17 protein-coding genes are annotated in these 19899 nt (G+C 42.3%); 13 read left to right on the top strand and 4 right to left on the bottom strand.

The genetic code is table 11. From position 1 onward, the window contains the following. Window positions 1-278 precede the first annotated feature (278 nt). From QS795_RS12830 to QS795_RS12775, 12 genes are all read left to right on the top strand, one after another. Window positions 279-2567 (top strand): FdhF/YdeP family oxidoreductase, encoded by a 2289-nt coding sequence (locus QS795_RS12830; RefSeq protein WP_286271368.1) that lies wholly within the window; start codon window positions 279-281, stop codon window positions 2565-2567. Window positions 2568-3655: 1088 nt separating this feature from the next. Then, a complete protein-coding gene (locus tag QS795_RS12825) occupies window positions 3656-3931 on the top strand; it encodes a helix-turn-helix domain-containing protein (protein ID WP_036952128.1) in 276 nt (91 codons plus the stop codon). Window positions 3932-4080: 149 nt separating this feature from the next. Then, complete coding sequence (gene fimA, locus QS795_RS12820; protein WP_036952127.1) at window positions 4081-4629, top strand: type 1 fimbrial major subunit FimA; 549 nt, start codon at window positions 4081-4083, stop codon at window positions 4627-4629. Window positions 4630-4706: 77 nt separating this feature from the next. Then, window positions 4707-5243 carry a fimbrial protein gene (locus QS795_RS12815; protein ID WP_154602466.1) on the top strand — a complete coding sequence of 179 codons (537 nt, stop codon included), beginning with the start codon at window positions 4707-4709 and terminating at the stop codon, window positions 5241-5243. A 64-nt stretch (window positions 5244-5307) separates the two neighbouring features. Continuing rightward, a complete protein-coding gene (locus tag QS795_RS12810) occupies window positions 5308-6006 on the top strand; it encodes a fimbria/pilus periplasmic chaperone (protein ID WP_036952256.1) in 699 nt (232 codons plus the stop codon). A gap of 85 nt (window positions 6007-6091) precedes the next feature. Next, window positions 6092-8728 carry a fimbrial biogenesis usher protein gene (locus QS795_RS12805; RefSeq protein WP_286271370.1) on the top strand — a complete coding sequence of 879 codons (2637 nt, stop codon included), beginning with the start codon at window positions 6092-6094 and terminating at the stop codon, window positions 8726-8728. A 43-nt stretch (window positions 8729-8771) separates the two neighbouring features. After that, window positions 8772-9275 (top strand): type 1 fimbrial adaptor subunit FimF, encoded by a 504-nt coding sequence (fimF, locus tag QS795_RS12800; protein ID WP_230086558.1) that lies wholly within the window; start codon window positions 8772-8774, stop codon window positions 9273-9275. A gap of 34 nt (window positions 9276-9309) precedes the next feature. Next, a complete protein-coding gene (fimG, locus tag QS795_RS12795) occupies window positions 9310-9801 on the top strand; it encodes a type 1 fimbrial minor subunit FimG (RefSeq protein ID WP_418055382.1) in 492 nt (163 codons plus the stop codon). 8 nt (window positions 9802-9809) lie between these two features. Beyond that, window positions 9810-10751 (top strand): fimbrial protein, encoded by a 942-nt coding sequence (locus QS795_RS12790; RefSeq protein ID WP_286271372.1) that lies wholly within the window; start codon window positions 9810-9812, stop codon window positions 10749-10751. Between the two features lie 440 nt (window positions 10752-11191). Continuing rightward, on the top strand, window positions 11192-12238 hold the full coding sequence (locus tag QS795_RS12785; RefSeq protein ID WP_286271374.1) for a Fe(3+) ABC transporter substrate-binding protein: 1047 nt from the start codon (window positions 11192-11194) through the stop codon (window positions 12236-12238). Then, window positions 12222-13928: an ABC transporter permease gene (locus tag QS795_RS12780; RefSeq protein WP_286271375.1), complete on the top strand. Its 1707-nt coding sequence runs from the start codon at window positions 12222-12224 to the stop codon at window positions 13926-13928. The genes QS795_RS12785 and QS795_RS12780 overlap by 17 nt, the downstream gene beginning before the upstream one ends. Window positions 13929-13955: 27 nt before the next feature. After that, complete coding sequence (locus QS795_RS12775; RefSeq protein ID WP_286271376.1) at window positions 13956-14627, top strand: ABC transporter ATP-binding protein; 672 nt, start codon at window positions 13956-13958, stop codon at window positions 14625-14627. 49 nt (window positions 14628-14676) lie between these two features. Here QS795_RS12775 and yegD read toward each other — a convergent pair whose 3' ends face one another. Further along, window positions 14677-16029 (bottom strand): molecular chaperone, encoded by a 1353-nt coding sequence (gene yegD / locus QS795_RS12770; RefSeq protein ID WP_286271378.1) that lies wholly within the window; start codon window positions 16027-16029, stop codon window positions 14677-14679. Between the two features lie 254 nt (window positions 16030-16283). On the opposite strand from yegD, the gene QS795_RS12765 reads away from it, so the two are divergent. Next, window positions 16284-16448 carry a GDCCVxC domain-containing (seleno)protein gene (locus tag QS795_RS12765; RefSeq protein ID WP_470385889.1) on the top strand — a complete coding sequence of 55 codons (165 nt, stop codon included), beginning with the start codon at window positions 16284-16286 and terminating at the stop codon, window positions 16446-16448. Window positions 16449-16509: 61 nt separating this feature from the next. On the opposite strand, the gene QS795_RS12760 is transcribed toward QS795_RS12765, so the two are convergent. The 3 genes from QS795_RS12760 to QS795_RS12750 form a co-directional block, all read right to left on the bottom strand. Beyond that, window positions 16510-16911 carry a hypothetical protein gene (locus tag QS795_RS12760; protein WP_154602475.1) on the bottom strand — a complete coding sequence of 134 codons (402 nt, stop codon included), beginning with the start codon at window positions 16909-16911 and terminating at the stop codon, window positions 16510-16512. Between the two features lie 107 nt (window positions 16912-17018). Then, window positions 17019-18113 (bottom strand): heme lyase NrfEFG subunit NrfF, encoded by a 1095-nt coding sequence (nrfF, locus tag QS795_RS12755; RefSeq protein WP_181477433.1) that lies wholly within the window; start codon window positions 18111-18113, stop codon window positions 17019-17021. After that, a complete protein-coding gene (locus tag QS795_RS12750) occupies window positions 18106-19890 on the bottom strand; it encodes a heme lyase CcmF/NrfE family subunit (protein WP_286271381.1) in 1785 nt (594 codons plus the stop codon). Before QS795_RS12750 ends, nrfF begins: the two co-directional genes overlap by 8 nt. Between the last annotated feature and the right edge of the window lie 9 nt (window positions 19891-19899).

Genomic DNA, 19899 nt, shown 5'->3' with positions numbered 1-19899 from the left:
ACATGTATGTGGATTTATATATTTATTTGATAATTTTATATTTTTTAAATCCACTAGAGTTTTAATCTATAGCCGATACATTAAAAGTTATTAATGGAAGATAATTCCTTATTATTATTAATTCTATTTGATATGTTATCCATGAAATAATATTTCTTTTTTTGAATTATATTCAAAAAAAGATAAGTCGGTATTCGTCACTCCACATTAATCATAATTACACTGTAATAAAATAACGTTTATTTCTTGTTACATTTAAATTTAAAAGAGTAATGAAAATGAAAGAAAAAATCGAAAATTACACTGGACCTGCTGCGGGTTGGGGGGCAGTTAAAGCTGTCGCTGAAGCTATACGCGAGCAGATGGATATTGTACCCGATATTATTACTATGTTTGAAATGAATAAGCCCCAAGGTTTTGACTGTCCAGGTTGCGCATGGCCCGACCCTAAACATAGTGCATCGTTTGATGTCTGTGAAAATGGTGCAAAAGCGATGGCATGGGAAGCCACGGCAAAGAGAGCAACACTTGAGTTTTTTGCGAAACATACCGTTAGTGAATTGTTAACGTGGAATGATTGTGACTTGGAAAATGAAGGTCGTCTAACTCACCCAATGAAATATAATGAGCAAACAGATTGCTATGAAAAAATTGAATGGAACGATGCGTTTGCTCAAATAGGTCAACGGTTATCAAATTACTCAGATCCTAATTCTGTTGAATTTTATACTTCAGGTCGAACTTCAAATGAAGCTGCGTTTTTATATCAGCTTTTTGCCAGAGAGTATGGAACCAACAATTTTCCAGATTGTTCAAATATGTGCCATGAGCCGACAAGTGTCGGGCTTGCCGCCTCAATAGGTGTGGGTAAAGGTACGGTATTACTTGACGATTTTGACAAGGCTGATTTAGTGATTTGTATTGGACATAATCCAGGAACGAATCATCCTCGAATGCTCAGTTCACTTCGTGAAGTATCAAAACGAGGTGCCAAAATTATCGCAATTAACCCTTTAAAAGAAAGAGGGTTAGAACGATTCACTTACCCGCAAGATCCAATTGAGATGTTGGCGCTAGAGTCCACGCCCCTCGCAGGATATTACTATAAAGTTAGAATTGGTGGAGATACTGCATTAATTAAGGGTGTTATTCGCATCATTATTGAGCATCACGATGCGGCGGTAGCAAAAGGTCAAGCGTCTATATTAGATAATGAATTTATAAGTACTCATACCGTTGGTTTCGAGGAGCTTAAGCACGATGTATTGTCTACTTCTTGGGATGATATTTTATCTGTGAGTGGCATGACTCGCGATGAAATGGAACAAATTGCTCAACTTTATATTGAAGCAAAAAGCACTATTATCTGTTATGGAATGGGAATTACGCAGCATCAGCATGGCACTCAAAATATTCAGCAACTGATCAATCTTTTATTATTGAAAGGTAATATTGGTCGGGATGGTGCGGGAATTTGTCCATTGAGAGGGCATTCTAATGTGCAAGGCGATCGTACCGTTGGAATAACCGAAAAGCCAAGCCAATCTTTTCTAGACAAAATTGAGCAACGCTTTGGTTTTAAGCCTCCTGTCGCTTTTGGTCATGCGGCCGTGGCTAGCATGCAAGCAATCTCTGAAGGGAAAGTCAACGCATTGATTTGTATGGGTGGGAATCTTGCTGTTGCAATGCCGGATAAAGATGCGTGCTACAGTGGAATGAAAAAACTTGATATGGCTGTTCATATTGGGACCAAACTTAATCGGTCACATTTGTTGACGGCAAAGAATACATTTTTATTTCCTGTATTAGGTCGTACAGAAGTAGATATTCAAAAATCAGGTCCGCAAAGCATTACTGTTGAGGATTCTATGTCAATGGTACATGCTTCACATGGCAAGCTAAAACCTGCTAGCCCATATTTAAAATCTGAATGTGCCATTGTTGCTGGTCTCGCCAAAGCGACGATTCCTAACTCAAAAGTTGAATGGGATGATTTCATTGATGATTACGATAAAATTCGTGATGCAATGGAAGCTGTATTACCAGGTTTTGAAGATTACAACAAAAGAATCCGAATTCCTGGCGGTTTTCATTTAACAAATGCAGCGGCTCAGCGTAAGTGGTTAACTCAATCAGGTAAAGCAAACTTTATAACAACTGAAGGTGTCATTGAAGATCCAGAGTCTGCGACACATAGCGAATTAGTTTTGGCAACTATACGTAGTCATGACCAGTACAATACAACTATTTATGGAATGAATGACCGCTATCGTGGTGTTTTTGGACAGAGAGACGTCATCTTTATCAGTGAAGCTCAGGCAAAAAAACAAAAATTATCTGCGGGTGATAGAGTCAATGTTATTGCCTTGGATAATCGACAAAATAGGACTAAACGTCGTTTAGATAATCTAAAAGTGGTTATCTATGATATGGCTGATCGCTGTGTTGCCACTTATTTTCCTGAAGCAAATAATTTGATAGCACTTGATAACTTTGACCCTCAATGTGGTATTCCTGCGTATAAAAATATTCCAGTAATTTTAGAGAAGGCAAGTGCCGTATCCTAATTGTTTTAAATTCTAACCACCCCTATAGTGGGTGGTTTATTTGACCCTCTAAAGGCATATCAACGACGTTGTCTAAATAATACCGATTTCCCTTCTGTTATTCCGAGTATCTTTACTGCTTTCCTTATCCAATCGTTCTCTAATGCTATCGACTCAACTCTCACAACATAGGCGAGCTAGCTTTCCTAGGAGCTCTATAAAAAACCTATACAATGTTACTTAGTATTTATACTGATCAATTGCATTATTATTTCTAAACTATCTTTAATGTATATATTGAGCTTTTAGTTCAGTGATTCGAGTTGAATAAATCATCAAATAAATAATTGATAGTTAATGAATAGGTTTTATTGATATTTTTCAAACATACATGATTATTTAATCTACAAAGTTATAAAATTATTAAATTTAATTTAAATAATGTAATTAAAAACACGAAATAAAGGTTAAATAGTGGGTGTAATAATTACTTACATATTTATTTAACTCTTACTAGGATTATTCTTATATGCAGCTATAATGAATTCAGTTTTTTGTTTTTCTTGAAAATTATTTTCAACTCTTAATTGGGGTTTTTTGTGGGTATTACGATTTTGTGCTGTTTTATTATTTTTTTATAAATCTAAGGGTATTCCAATATCGATTATCTTTTTTTCGATTTGTTTTTATCTTTATCTTTGCGAATTAATTTTAATGTGCTGGTTATTGTTTTCCATTAATTAACGGTTTTGTTTTTATATATTGCTCCTTATTGTAAATTATTGTGTCTATTTCACATGTATATCGTGTTATACGTGTCTTATTTCATTTAAAGAAATATCTTCAATTATTTATTTTGGTATTTCAAGATATTTATAAGGCATTGATTTTTATATTTTAATTTTTTACTCATATTTGATTATTTATTGATTTAAATGAATTAATATTTATGATTGATAGCCTGCGTATATCAAATAGCTCTTTTTCGATCGAAAAAAACAATTTTTAACTACAGTTTTAATTCTATAACTTAATAACAGCTGAAGAGTATTTTCCTATATCGATAATATAAAAAAATAATCAGCGAAATATGATCTGAGAGGTTTGAAATGCGAGATTATGAACCATTATCAAATAATATTGGCAGGATGTTAAAAGACTACCGTAGGCGCACAGGATTAACAGGAAGTGAATTGGCGAAGCGTATTAATGTAAGCCAGCAGCAAATATCTCGGTATGAAAACGGCGTGAATAATATATCATTCGACAAACTTATCATACTATTTAATGCACTTGAGATGAGTAGCAGGGATATTGATGTTTTCTTCGAAAAAATGAAGTATCTGTTTGATTCTAGTGTATACAAACACTCGAAAATAGAGTGATAGACCCTTATTTTTTAAAATCATTCAAATTTAATTAAATTGTTTTAGGCAATTTAATTAAATTCGGTCGTTTTAATTATGGTGTCATGAAGTCTGTATTTGTTTTTTTCTATCAAGATGTACTTAATAAATATACATAAGGAAATATTATGAAAGTTAAATCACTAGCACTTGTTGTTATTTCAGCTTTATCTTTAGGTTCAGTCGCTGCAATGGCTGCAACAACAACCGTAAACGGCGGTCAAGTACACTTTAAAGGTGAGCTAGTGAATGCAGCGTGTGCTGTTGATGCTGGTTCTGTAGAGCAAACTGTTCGTTTAGGTCAAGTTCGTACAGCTAAATTAGCTAAATTGGGCGATACCAGTGGTTCTGTTGGTTTCAATATCCAATTAAACGACTGTGATACAACAGTTGCTACTTCTGCAAAAGTTGCCTTTACCGGTGTTGCTGCAGATGCAACTAACCCAACAGTATTATCTGTTGCTTCTTCAGCTTCAGGTGCAGCGACTAACGTTGGTATCCAAATTTTAGATGGTAAGAGCGCGCCTCTGGGTCTGGATGGTGCAACATTCAGTAACCCTATCACTCTGAATGACGGTGCAAACGTTCTGCCATTCCAAGCTCGTTACTTCGCACTGGGTGCAACAACTGCTGGTGTTGCTAACGCAGATGCAACCTTCGCAGTTCAATACGAGTAATCATTAAAAAGGATTAGGGATATCCCATTTGATAAGCCAAGGATGGCTTTTATTCACGAACCAAAAGGTGGAAGTTTATGAGAGAGCTGCTGGCAGTTTCACTCCTTCTGTTTTCTCCATTTTTGCAAGCTGGGAATAAATGGAAAGTTCAACTTCCTGGTGGCGGGATGCGCTTTCAAGGGGAGTTAATTGCAGAAGGCTGCACTGTTGAAACTTCAGATCGTAATTTGGTAGTGAATATGGGGCAAGTGCGCACTAATGCATTCAAGGCTCCAGGCCAAGATTCAGCACCGACTGCGTTTGATCTTCACCTACGAGAGTGTAGCGATGCGGTCAGTGAGTATATATCCATAACCTTCAACGGTGTGGCTAATGAAAGGAACCCAGATATTTTTTCCATCGGCGATGGGCCTAGCACCGCGAAAGGTGTAGGAGTAGCCATTTTTGATTCAAAAAATACCTTAATTCCGGTGAATAGTGCTCCACGTAAAATAGCTAATCTGCGTGATGGGGATATGACGTTGCATTTTGTTGCTAAGTATCGCTCGACAAGCGAGAACATCATGGGCGGAAAAGCGAATGCTCAAGCACTATTCTCACTGACTTATGAATAAAAATACCGAAAAAGACAGTGACATATTGATTTCATTTTTTAGTAAAAAAAGGACAGATGTAAACATGAAAACCAGAAAAACATATAAGTTCATTACCGCCTTATTACTTTTACTCTGTTCAACCGTGTCCACTCAGGTTTATGCAGGTGTTGCATTAGGTGCAACGCGAGTGATTTATCCTGCGGATCAAAAGCAGGTTCAACTTGCCGTGACCAATAATGATGAAAAGGGCGTTTTTCTGATCCAATCGTGGGTTGAAAATGCCAATGGCCAAAAAGATAGCCAATTTGCGATTACACCACCTCTTTTCACGATGAAAGGCGTTAAAGAAAATACACTGCGCATTATTGATGCGACCAATAACCAATTGCCGAAAGACAGAGAAACGCTGTTTTGGCTGAATGTGAAAGCGATTCCAGCAATGGACAAAGCGAACATGAGCGAGAATACGTTGCAGTTAGCGATTATTAGCCGCATTAAATTGTATTACCGTCCTACAGGTCTCTCTATTGCACCGGATAAAGTGGCTGAAGAATTACGCTTTAAGCGCCAAGGCAGCTCACTGATTGTGGTTAACCCAACGCCTTATTTTGCCACTGTCACAGATTTAAAAATCGGTGCAGCAAAATTGGATAATGTGCTTGTTCCTCCATTTGGTGATGCGTCAGTGAATGTTCCTTCCAATGGAAATGGTGCTATTAGCTACCAAACCATTAATGATTACGGCGCACTAACGCCGAAAATGACAGGAAAAATGCAGTAAAAACATACGTTTTTATTTCTCGAAAATAATTAAACATCATTCCAAATTGGAAATTTGCTGAGCAACATTGTTGAGCGGAGGGAGCATGTCACATCTGACATCTGAAAAAGGGCTATTAATTTCAAAAAAAGGATCATTTTTGGGATGCAGATTCGAACGCCATTTTCCTTTGGTTCCGCTGGCATTCTTGATAAGCGCATGCCTTTATCCAACATGGGCGACGGCAGAGTTATATTTTAACCCCCGTTTCTTAGCGGATGATCCTTCAGCAGTCGCAGATTTATCTGCGTTTGAACAAGGGCAAGAAGTTCCTGAAGGGACTTATCGTGTTGATGTCTATCTTAATGATGGTTATTTACTTACCCGGGATGTGAACTTTGTTCTGGATAAAAATGATAAACAGCTATCCCCTTGTTTAACGCCTAATGAATTGGCCAAGATGGGGATCAATACATTAGCGCTGCCAGAATTACAGACGAAACCCAAAGATACCTGTGAACCATTATCATCCACCGTGAAGGATTCAACGGCGAGATTTGATGTGGGTTTGCAACGGTTATATATCACCGTTCCACAGCTGTTTATGAAAGACAAAGCACGAGGTTTTATTCCTCCGGAGCTTTGGGATTCAGGGATCACTGCAGGTATTTTAAACTATAGCCTGACGGGAAGCAGTGCGCGTAACCAAGACGGAAAGCACAGTAGCTATAACTATTTGAATTTACAAAGTGGTTTAAACTTTGGCGCGTGGCGCTTACGAGATAACTCCACATGGAGCCACAGCACAGGCACAGCAAATAGTGAAACTCGCTGGGAACATATCAATACCTATTTAGAGCGCGGCATCAATGTGATCCGCTCTCGTTTAACGCTGGGTGATAGCTACACACCGGGCGAAATTTTCGACAGCGTTAACTTCCGAGGCATCCAATTAGCTTCGGACGACAATATGCTGCCTGAAAGCCAAAAAGGATTTGCACCCGTGATCCGAGGGATCGCTCGCGGCACAGCGGATGTCTCTGTTAAGCAAAATGGCTATGAGATCTATCGCAACACATTCCCACCGGGACCGTTTGTTATTAACGATCTCTATTCTGCGGGGAATAGTGGTGATTTGCATGTGACGATCACGGAAGCGGATGGATCCGTACAGAGCTTTACCGTGCCATATTCATCCGTTCCGTTGCTCCAACGTGAAGGGCATACTCAATATGCCGTCACTGTAGGGGATTACCGTTCGGGAAGCGGCAATCAGGAAAAACCGACATTCTTACAAACTACGTTACTGCACGGTTTGTCATATGGCTGGACGCTCTATGGTGGAACTCAGTTAGCTAATCGCTACCAAGCTTTTAACGCTGGGGTAGGTAAAAATATCGGTATCTTTGGGGCGTTATCCATCGATATTACCCATGCAAATGCCAAATTACCGGATGACAGCAACCATCAAGGTCAGTCAATTCGTTTCTTATATAACAAATCTCTGAATGAAACGGGCACGATTATTCAGCTGGCGGGTTACCGGTACTCAACAAAGGGTTACTACTCATTTGCGGATACGACCTACAAGCGGATGTCAGGGTATAACCTTGCGACGCAAGACGGCATTATCCAAGTGACACCTAAGTTTTCTGACTATTACAACTTAGCTTATAACAAGCGCGAAAAAATTCAGTTAACTCTAACCCAGCAGCTGGGTGAGCAATCCACTATGTATGTGACGGGAAGTCATGAAACGTATTGGAATACCAGTAAAGCGGATAAGCAATTACAGGTAGGGATTAACACGCTGATTAAAGGGATTAGCTGGGGATTAAGTTACAGCCTATCCAAAAACTCATGGCAGGATGGCAACGACCAAATGCTGGCATTGAACGTCAACATTCCCTTTAGCCATTGGTTACGTTCAGACAGTCAGTCTATCTGGCGTAATGCCAGCGCAAGTTACAACGTTTCTCACGATCTCAAAGGTCGCGTAAATAACACCGCCGGTTTATACGGAACGTTATTGGAAGACAATAACTTAAGTTATAGCGTTCAAGCTGGGTATGCAGGCGGTGGGCAAGGTAACTCTTCAGGAACGGGTTATACATCTCTGAACTATCGCGGGGCTTATGGAAATGCCAACGTCGGTTATAGCTATGCCGATAATATTCGCCAAGTTTACTACGGTGTGAGTGGGGGCGTCTTAGCTCATGAAAATGGATTAACGCTAAGTCAACCAATGAACGATACCGTGGTATTAGTGAAAGCGCCGGGTGCGGGACATGTGAAAGTCGAAAACCAAACTGGGGTTGAGACTGACTGGCGGGGCTATGCGGTATTACCTTATGCCACTGAATATCGTGAAAACCGTATTGCTTTGAATACCAATACGTTAGCGAACAACGTGGATCTGGATGATCCCGTCCTGAATGTGGTGCCAACTCGTGGTGCTGTAGTTCGCGCTGATTTCCAACCGAAAGTTGGGGTCAAAGTTCTGATGACATTAACTCGCCATGGAAAACCGGTGCCATTCGGTTCGGTTGTTTCTTCTGGTGAAAATAGTGGTGGCAATATTGTGGCGGAAGATGGGCAAGTTTACTTAACTGGTTTGCCGTTAACCGGACAATTAATCGCACGTTGGGGAGATGGGGCGGATGCTCAGTGTAAGGTTAATTACACACTGCCAGCAGAAAGCCAATATGAAATCCTCAGTAAGTATAGTGCCGAGTGCCTCTAAGGAGCCCATAGTGTTTGATAAATCGAATATTTTCTTTGCCTCAATGTTGACCTCTTTGTGCTTGTGTTCCAATGCATTGGCGGCGGATAGCACCATTAACATTACAGGCAATGTACGAGATAACACTTGTGCCGTGGCTCCTGGTTCACAAAATCAAGTGGTGGATTTGCTCCTGAATGCGGTGAAACAGCTGCACTCAGTGGGGGAAGTGACGCCAACAGTACCGTTTCGTATTGAGCTAACACCTTGCGGTTCTGCGGTAACAGCAGTCAAAGTCGGGTTTGTCGGTATTGCAGATTCGAGTAACAAAACCTTACTGGCATTAGAACCCGGTAGCGCAAATGCGACAGGGGCAGGCATTCAGATTTTAGACAGTGCTAAAGACCCATTAGTCCTCAATGCGGACTCAAATAATATTGCATGGACGCCTTTAGTGGCAGGAAAAGCCAATACACTCAATTTCAATGCACGTTTAATGGCGTCAAAATTGCCCGTTACGGCAGGGCATATTCGAGCAACCGCCACATTTACGCTCGAATTCCAGTAAATAGAGGATGCGATGAATGACGTATAAATCAACAATGATGACAGTTTTATTTTTGGGGCTGTTATCTTCATCAATAACCTCCACACACGCGGCTGACGTAACAGTGACGGTCAATGGAAGCGTTGTTGCGAAACCTTGTACGGTATCAACCAAGACGGCCAATGTGGATCTGGGTGATCTTTACACGTTCAATTTGACCTCACCGGGGTCGGCATCGGATTGGCATACTGTGTCGCTGGATTTGACCAATTGCCCTGTTGGTACATCGGTAGTTATGGCGACTTTCAAAGGTGTCGCTGATTCGGTGGGATACTACAAAAACCAAGGTACAGCAGGCAATATCCAGCTACAACTTCAAGATTCATCGGGCAATAATTTAAATAACGGCGCACAAAAACGCATGCCAGTCAGCGATGCAACGCTTTCAACCAGTTTTCCTTTACAAGTAAGAGCAATATCGGTGAGAGGCGGGGCGACACAAGGCACCATCCAAGCGGCAATTGATGTCACCTATACGTATCTGTGAGCAATATTATGAATATAAAACAGCTAGTTAAATTAATCTGTGTTAACTCATTTATCTATTTTGCCGGTGTTTCTTCGGCATATGCTTTTACCTGTTACGACTCAACAGGAAACGTTTTAAGCTACACACAAAGCCCAGTGACTGCCAATGCGTATGTTAACTTGCAGCCAAGTGTTCAAGCTGGTCAAAACTTAGTAGTCGATTTGTCGAATTCAATATTTTGTAAGAACGATGACCCATCAGCGCGACGTGACCAAGTGAATATGATCCGTGGTTCCGCTTATGGTGGGGTATTGAATAACTTTCGAGGCTCATTACGATATTATGGCTCAAGCTATACGTTCCCTTTGACTAACCCAACTCACCAGCAAGATTTTCCATCGGGCAATTACACCGCATGGAATACCCAATTGTATTTAACCCCTATTTCTGCGGCGGGTGGTGTAGTGGTTAACCGAGGAACCCACTTTGCAACATTGGTAATGTACCAAGTTGGTTCTAACATCGTAGGGGGCGGTAACGTCAATACATCGACCTTTACATGGAACTTGTATGCCAACAATGATGTTGTGGTACCTATTGGTGGCTGTGATGTTTCTTCGCGTAATGTGGTGGTCAACTTACCGGAATATCCGGGAAGTGCTCAGCCGGTACCCTTATCTATCTATTGCGCTTCGAGCCAGAATATCTCCTATTATTTAACAGGTACAACGGATACGAGCAGCAATATTTTTGCTAATACCCTGTCTGGTGCTAATGCTGCAAAAGGAGTAGGGATCCAAATGGTTCGCAATGGTAATGCGATCCCAGCAAACCAAAACGTCCAGTTAGGTCGAGTAGGAAGTTCAGCGGTGAACTTAGGACTAAGCGCACGATATTCGAGAACTCAAGGTCAGGTAACCGCAGGGAAAGTGCAGTCTGTGATTGGCGTGACATTTATGTATGATTAGTGAATGGAATTAGATAGATGAAAAGGCTCAAGAAGAAATATCTTGAGCCTTTTTGCTTTAAATAAGGATTCATATGCTCATCAGAAATTCGGATGATCCGTTGTGATAGGGGGCAGTGGATCTTTTATCATTTACCCATCACTGAGACCTTAACATATTAATATTACTGTAGAATGTTGTCATCATTATCGTTTTGGTAATATTGACTGTTATTTTAAAAATCCTGAATACAGACCACAGACCACCTGCAAAAAATCCTTCACAAAAGAATAAATACCAAATAATAAATTATAAATAAATTTTAATAGTCATTAATGCGTATTATTAACCGATGAAAATAATTTGCAAACGAGATTGGTTATCAATATACTTTTTTCGACCAGTTAAAAATACTCAATATACTAGTTTAAGCATCACTTCACCTTGGAGAAGATAGCAACATGTTGAAAAAAATGTATTTTTTACGTAATAAAACACGTTTAATTACGTTGGCCTCATCGCTTATTATTACCTGCGCACTGCCTGCCATGGCAAAAGATTCTTTAACGTTATATACCACTCGTGAGCCGGGACTGATCCAGCCACTGCTGGATGCCTTTACCAAAGAAACGGCTATTGATGTCAATACTGTCTATGTCAAAGACGGTATGTTAGAGCGCGTCAAAGCGGAAGGTAAAAACTCGCCTGCGGACTTATTAATGACAGTGGATGCAGGGAATCTCATCGATTTAGTCGAAGCAGGCGTTACCCAGCCTGTGGATTCAAAAGTATTAAATGACGCTATTCCTGCTTCATTACGCGACAAAGATAACCAATGGTTTGGTTTATCGATGCGCGCTCGCGTGCTGTATGCGGAAAAAGATTTGCCGTTAACTAGCATCACTTACGAAGATTTAGCCGATCCAAAATGGAAAGACAAGATTTGTATCCGTGCAGGCCAGCACCCGTATAACACCGCGTTAGTGGCAGCAATGATTGCCCACGACGGTGAAGCGAAAACGGAAGCGTGGTTACGCGGTGTGAAAGCTAACTTAGCACGTAAAGCAACGGGCGGAGACCGTGATGTCGCTCGAGATATTCTTGGCGGTATCTGCGATGTTGGTTTAGCGAACTCTTATTATGTGGGCCACATGAAAAATGCCAAAGAAGGCACTGACGCACGTAAATGGGGGGATGCTATCAAAGTGGTTCAGCCAACCTTTACCGATGGCGGTACGCACGTCAACATCACTGGTGCAGCCGTTGCTCGTCATGCTCCTCACAAAGCCGAAGCGGTTAAGTTGATGGAATATTTGGTTTCTGTTCCTGCACAGCAACTGTACGCGCAAGCAAACTATGAATACCCAATTCGCAAAGGCGTTCCACTGGATGCGACCATCAATAACGCGATTGGTGAAATTAATGTGGATACTCTTCCACTTACCGAAATTGTGAAATACCGTAAACAAGCGAGTCAGTTGGTAGATAAAGTTGGATTCGATCAATAAAACTGGCTTAACCTCAACGCGCGGGGCTTTCGGGTTACCGCGCGTTGGTTTCTCGCCATTAACCCTTTCTGTGGTGGTCATTACGCTCGGCGTTCTGACCCCTTTGTTGTTTTTATTAGGTCTGGCTGCAAGCTCAGGATTCAGCCATTGGGAACATTTGATGCGCTATGTGCTTCCCGATGCCACCTTAAATACCTTAATTTTATTGCTGGGTGTTGGCGCCATGGTGATGACCATTGGGGCGGGGTGTGCATGGTTGGTGACTGCATTTGATTTCCCAGGTCGAAAGCTGTTTAGCTGGGCGCTGTTACTACCTCTAGCGATGCCAACCTACATTGTGGCGTTTGCATGGTTAGATTTACTGCATCCTATTGGACCGATTCAAGAATTTATTCGTAGCGTTTTAGGGTACGACTCACCGCGCCAATTCCGCCTGCCTGATCTCCGTTCGATGACGGGCGCTATTTTGCTGCTTGGTCTGGTACTTTACCCCTATGTTTACTTGACCATGCGAGCCATGTTTATGAGCCAGCCAGCCCATTTGCTGGAAGCGGCTCGAACCCTTGGGCTCAGTTCCACGGGAACATTTTTCCGAGTGGCGCTACCCATGGCGCGACCTGCCTTAGTAGTGGGTACTAGCCTCGCTCTGCTGGAAACCCTCAATGATATCGGCGCATCGGAATTTTTAGGTGTGAATACATTGACCGTGACGGTGTACACCACATGGGTGACACGCTCTGATCTACCCGCTGCGGCGCAAATTGCCTGCTCGATGTTAACCGTGATTATTTTGCTGTTAGCATTAGAATATTACGGTCGAAAAAATCAGCGCTACAGTACTGGGCGGCAAATGCGGGGGATCTTGCCATCGCGTTTGACGGGATGGCAAGCCATATTAGCGACGTGTGTCACCGCGCTACCCGTCGTGTTAGGCTTTTTAGCGCCAGCGCTATTTTTGGGGTGGGAAAGTCTTAAACGCATCAGTGACAGCATGACAATCTCAAGCAGCCTGTTGCAGTCATTACAAAACTCATTATTGCTAGCGGCGGGTGTCACCGTCGTTGTGACGTTGGTGAGCATTGTGGTGGCGTGGTATGCCAGAGCGAGCGCGATTTCCGGTTCATCTCAAGAATGGCGACGAACCTTGATGAAAATTGCGTCGCTGGGTTATGCAGTACCCGGGACGGTATTGGCGATTGGTTTGTTAACTCCGGGTATGGCGCTGGATAATTTTCTGGCGGAGCTATTGGATTTTCGAGGATTACCGCTGTTATCAACGGGAATTTTATTGGTTATCTGCTGTTCAATTCGATTTATGGCGATCTCCATTGGGGCGATTGATGCTGGGTTAACACGCATTCCGCCGAGTATGGAACAAGCCTCAAGGCTGCTAGGGGAAAGCGAGCTGCGAACGTTCTTTCGTGTGCACCTGCCACTATTACGTCCGGCACTTGTCACCAGTGCTTTATTGGTGTTTGCGGATGCGATGAAAGAGTTGCCGACCACATTACTGTTACGTCCGGTGAATTTTGAGACGTTGGCAACCTCGTTATATGCAGAGGCAGCGCGAGGAACCTATGAAGAAGGCGCGATCGCGGCACTATTAATTGTGCTAGCAGGAACATTGCCTGTGATCCTCCTAGCGCGCAGTCAGTTGACTTCATCTCAATCAAAACGGTCGTCTCAATAAAAATGATTATGTTAAGGAATGTCTTCAGTGTCAGATTCAACCTTAGTTCTTGACAATGTCCATGTTTCTTATGGCAACAAACATCAACGTAACCATGTGCTTAATGGCTTTTCTTTGCATATCGATGCTGGGGAAATTGGTTGTTTACTTGGGGCTTCAGGATGCGGGAAAACCACGGCATTGAGAGCGATTGCTGGGTTTGAACAGGTAGAGCAAGGAACCATCTACGTGGGTGGCCGCTGTGTTGCTGGCCCAAATCTTCACCTGCCGCCTGAACAGCGTAATGTTGGTATGGTTTTCCAAGATTATGCCTTGTTTCCTCACTTAACGGCGGCGCAGAACGTGGCATTTGGGCTAAGAAAACAGCCTAAAGAACAGCAAAATGCTCGCGTTCAACAGCTATTAACCTTGGTAGAATTGAGCGGCTTAGCGGAACGCTATCCTCACGAAATGTCGGGTGGTCAGCAGCAGCGCATTGCATTAGCAAGGGCGTTAGCGCCACAGCCTGCGGTGTTGTTGCTGGATGAACCGCTTTCGAGCCTTGATCCGGATAGCCGAAAACGCTTAGGGCAAGAAGTGCGGGATATTTTACGCGCAGCGGGGCAAACTGCGTTGTTGGTGACCCACAGTGAAGATGAAGCTCAGTTAATGGCAAATAAAATCAGCTACTTAAAAGAGGGGCGTCTACTCGAGGAGTAGTTGAGGAGCGTGAAAACCCAATGCCGTATGAACGGCATTGGGAACTCGATTATTTAAAGCAGGTTTGCGCCCAGCGGGCTAACCCAGCGGTAACCGAGCCAAAATCATCACCACGAACAATGGGAATGTTCGGCAATTGTTCTTGAATCGCTTGATGTAAAATAGGCGAGCGGGCGCTACCCCCGGTGACAAAAATAGCATCCGGTTGAACGCCTCCTTGCACAACGGCTTCTTTCACCAACTCAATCATTTTGCTTTTTGGTGATTCAATCGCATCAATCAATTGATCACGTCCAATATTCACTTCAAGCAGCTCTTTAGATAATGCAATTTTCGCTAAATAATTTTGCTCATCAGAGAGGGCGATTTTCGCCTCTTCCGCTTTGCGTACAATGCTGTAACCCAGCGTTTGGTGATAAACCTCGAGCAAACGGGCGAGCAAGGCAGGCTCTTGAGCATCTTGCTGTAAGCGGGTTAATGCATTGAGGTTAGCACGAGAATAAAACTCTTTTTGTGCTTCCACATTGTTAATGGCAATTGGGTTCCAAAACTGCAACAGAGGCATCTTGATCCCCGATTGATATTGGCTTTCCATACCAAAAAGCTGCATTAACTGTTTTAAGGCAACGAAAATATCCAGATCGTTTCCGCCAACACGTTGACCTGTATGGGCTAGCAAAGAACTTGTACGGTCGTGGCTATCTTTGTAGCTAGGACCCATTTGGATCAGTGAGCAGTCGGTGGTTCCCCCACCAATATCCACCACTAAAATGGTCTGATCTTTGGTGAGGGTGGATTCATACTCTAACCCTGCGGCAACGGGCTCAAACTGGAACGCAATATTCTGAAATCCAGCACGTTTGGCGGCCTTTAATAAGATAGCTTCCGCTTGCTGGTTCGCCAGTTCGCCACCACGTCCATGGAAGTTAATTGGGCGACCAATCACCGTGTCAGTGATGGTTTGTTGGGTACTTGCTTCGGCAGTATGCTTGATATTTGCCATCATGGCGCACACTAAATCTTCGAAGAAACTGACTTGGGTTTCGTGTAAGCCTGATGCACCTAAAAAAGATTTAGGTGATTTTACATAGTAGACATCACGAGGGTCGCTTAAATATAAGTCCAGCGCCGCTTGCCCGAAAACGATATCTTCCGGCTCGAGTTCAATGCCTTCATCCTGATTAAACGCAATAGAGCGTCGGAGGATTTGCTGACCAACTGAGTCTGTCGGAGAAATATTCAGATGGCGAAATAAGTGCTCTGAAACCGATTCTCTTGTCGGCGCACACAAGGTTGATGGAATATAAAAATTGTTGCCTTCAAGGGGTAACAATTGCGGTTTGCCATCTTTCATGATTGCGACGGAGCAGTTAGATGTTCCGTAGTCAAAACCAATAAACATTTCGCCTCCAAAATCTAGGGTGCTTTGAAAAAAGTGGAAAACTGTATATCAACCTTGCGGGAAATGCTATTGGAACCGCATTTTTATTTTGTGTGAGAAACCTAATTTGGCGCAAGGATAAGGGCGACATAATTTTGTAGGATAAACAGAATTATTTATTGTGAAATACCCTATCGAGGATCAAATGAGTCAAGCCAAAATTGAATTGATGTCTGAAATTACGTGCCCAGAATGTGGGTGTTCGAAAATGGAAGATGATGCCAACCAATGCTTGTCAGTGGTTTTATGAATGCACGGGTTGCGGTGTATTATTAAAGCCATTAGAAGGGGATTGCTGCGTTTTTTTGTTCTTATGGCACGGTGAAATGCCCACCAATCCAAGAAGCAGAATTAACAGGCAAGCCTTCATGTTGCTGTAAATAAGACTCAGAGAAAAATCATTAATTTCGTAGGAAATAGATAATATTCAATTAAGTATAATTATCTATTCTGACAATTTTTACGCCACAAGTAATTAAATTCCTCAAGCGGAAATTCCATTTCGTCTCTATCCAATAGCGGAATGGAAACGATATTTCTACCATCTTCATTCAGGTACGTTTTCACCATAAAACGTTTGTAGGTATAGCTATTTTTTGCATCAAATACCAGAACTTGACCACAAACGTAGCCTAACATACCGCGATCAGAGGTCTCTCTGATGACATGGTATTTCACATCTTTAAATTCGACGGTTTTAGGGAAATTCAACAAGTCTTCCACAGCTCGCTCGGATTTCTTGATAACATCTAAATCAGGTGTGTAGTTAGCCATTACTCCTGCAAGAAATGATCCTCCTGCGATAAGAATAATCACTAAGATAGAAAGCATCTTATTCGTCATGATATTTTTTCTAGATTATTATATTTAATAAATAAACTTATTATTATTTTTTATCAATTATGGATACCGCGAAGTAATAAAGGTTCAGGGGCCTTTATTATTTTTTTTCACTGTTTCCCACTATTTTCCATTAATTTAGCCATATGAATGGCTTCAATAATTTGAGCGCGATTGACTCTAGGATTATTACTATCAAGTAGGTTTTGCCAGATATTAATCGCCGTTGTGTAATTGGCATTGATAAAGGCATCTGAGGCTAATAACATCAATGCGGTGACTTCATTCTTATCTAGACTTAATGCTTTGTCTATCATTTTCTGTGTGTCATTTGTAACCACTTGTCCGGCTTGGTAATACATCACTGTGGCAATTGCGGCATAGAGTTGGGCATTCTCCCCGCGATATTTGAGTGCATAGCCATAGGCAATTAAAGCATTTTCATAGCTATTTTGATAAAGATAGTATTCACCTAAAACAGCCCAAAGTTCACTGTTTTCAGGGGATTGGCGGATATCTGCTTGTAAACGTTGTAGATCCTGCGTTTCACGCTCTAATGGTGTAAACAGCAAAATAGGGTCATTTTGTCTTTGATATAAATCAAGTGTTGAGTGGAATCGTGGTAATAAAAAATATCCCGCTATCATAATGCAGATTATGATGATAATAAGGATGTTACTTATCTTATTCCAATGAGGATACTGAAGTATTTTTTCATTATTGATAGCCGGTAATAATTGTATGTCAGAGTGAGTCCGGTTGTATTTTTCTATTAACGGAATAGAGGGGTCTAATAAAATAATGCGCTGATTAATTTTATTTTTTACTTTTAATGTTTTCCATAAAATAAAGATAATACAAAGAACCGTAAATACGGGAAGTAACCATAATAGTAGGGTGCTAAGCGTTAATGGGGGATTATATAAAACAAAGTCACCATAACGCTCGGTCATATAGTGTTTAATTTGAGATTCACTTTTCCCTTCAGAGACCATTTTAAAAACTTGATGGCGCATACTGACTGCGGTAGGTGCATTGGATTCTAATAAGTTTTGGTTTTGGCATTGAGGGCAACGTAACTGTGAGGCAATCTGCAAAGATAATTCTTGTTCCTCATTGGAATTAAATTCCCAGGTATCCACTATTTGGGCGTGCGCATTCAAGGCGCACAGCAGCAGGAGCAACATAACGATTTTTTTAATCATGTTTTCGCCCCCTAAACCAACTCATCAACGCACCTAAGCACATCACAAACCCACCACCCCAAATCCATTGAATGCCTTCTTGTACATAAAAACGCATCGCATAGCGCTCAGTGCCCGTTTTTTCTCCCAGCACTACATACCAAGAACGCATCCATCCCCAGTGGATCCCCGGCTCTATCATCAATTGCTGGCGAGCCATATACAGGCGACGCTCAGTGACAATATCAAAGCCATTTTGACCTGCATTTTGGCTGACGTGGATCAGCGCTTTTTCGGTGGTGTAGTTGGATTCAGCCGCCAGTTGTAATTGCTGAAATTGGAATTGATATCCGCCAACTGAGATTGATTGCCCGACGGCGATATTTTGGCTGATTTCTGATTTCTGTGTTGAGGAAAGGGCAATTCCCATAGCGAACAGAATAACCCCTGCGTGAGCAATAATGGCAGGAAGTTTTCGCTGCATAATCATCAACAGCCGTTGAAGTGGCGTGTGATTTTCGTTCTTGGCAATATCGCGATATTTGAGCGTGGCAAGCGCTATTACCACCAGCATAAACAGGCCAAATGGCAGTAATGTCTGATTGAAATAGGGGGCGCCCACCGAGATCTTACCTAACCCTAATAAACCATAGAGCATCGGGTATAAGGTGCCCGTCAGTACGATACATAAAACTGCGGTAAACAAAATCAATGTCAGTAATAAATAGATTTCTCGTGATGTTTTGCACCGAGGCTCTTGAGGTGGGAATTTCGCCTTCCAACCATAAATAAACAGGGCGCCAAGGCTTAAAACGGTAAAGAGTAAAAATAGCGGAACGGCACGCACGTTATCTAAGGCAAATGCATGAACGGACACTAAGATCCCAGAGCGGACAATCAGTGTACCGAGCAGCGCTAAAATTAATGTGATAATCGCCAGCAACAGACTCCAGTGGCGATACAGCCCTGTTCGGCGAGTGATAGATAAACTGTGCAGCAACGCAGTGGCTGAAAGCCAAGGAAGTAAAGAGGCGTTTTCAACGGGATCCCAAAACCACCATCCTCCCCAGCCCAATTCACTGTATGCCCACCAAGAACCGAGGATGATACCGCTAGTGAGTATGCACCAACTTGGCACCGCAAAGCGCCAACACAACTGAGCTATAGGTTGACTGGAATTTTCGGGAAGTAGAGTGGGCGTCGCCATTAATGACGCGAGCACTAACGCGGCCACCAGCATCAATCCGCTGTAACCAAGGTAAAGTAGCGGCGGGTGTAAAATTAACCCCCAATGTTGCAGCATCGGGTTGAGATCGCGACCTTCAATTGCAGGCGGAAACAGGCGTTCAAACGGGTTGGAATAGAACACAACAAACAGTAATAACGCCGTGCAAATAGCCGCCAGTACACATAATGTTAAAGGAAAAAATGGGCTATTTTGGCGGCGATAACGCCATGCAAATAAGGTACTCCAACCGGAGAAAAACAGCACCCACAGAAGCAGTGAACCTTCGTGTCCTCCCCAGACTGCCGCAATTTTGATAACAAGAGGGGACAAACTGTGGCTATGTTGAGCCACATAAATAACGGAAAAATCACTGAGAACAAAGCTGGCGGTTAAGCTGAGAAACGCGGTTAATAAAAAAGTGAATTGCAAAGACGTCCAGAGCACGCCCTGAGACATTTGCCTCGGGACGTGCCTGAAAACGCCGATAAACCCCAATAGGGTATGATAGCTGGTGATACACAGCGCCAGTAGCAAGCTGATAAACCCTATTTCGGGAAGGAAAATTTCCAAGTATCACCT

This window comes from Providencia zhijiangensis (assembly GCF_030315915.2).
Classification (GTDB): domain Bacteria; phylum Pseudomonadota; class Gammaproteobacteria; order Enterobacterales; family Enterobacteriaceae; genus Providencia; species Providencia zhijiangensis.
Note: the sequence above shows the minus strand (reverse complement) of the source record. Positions and strands in the feature narration are given on the sequence as shown.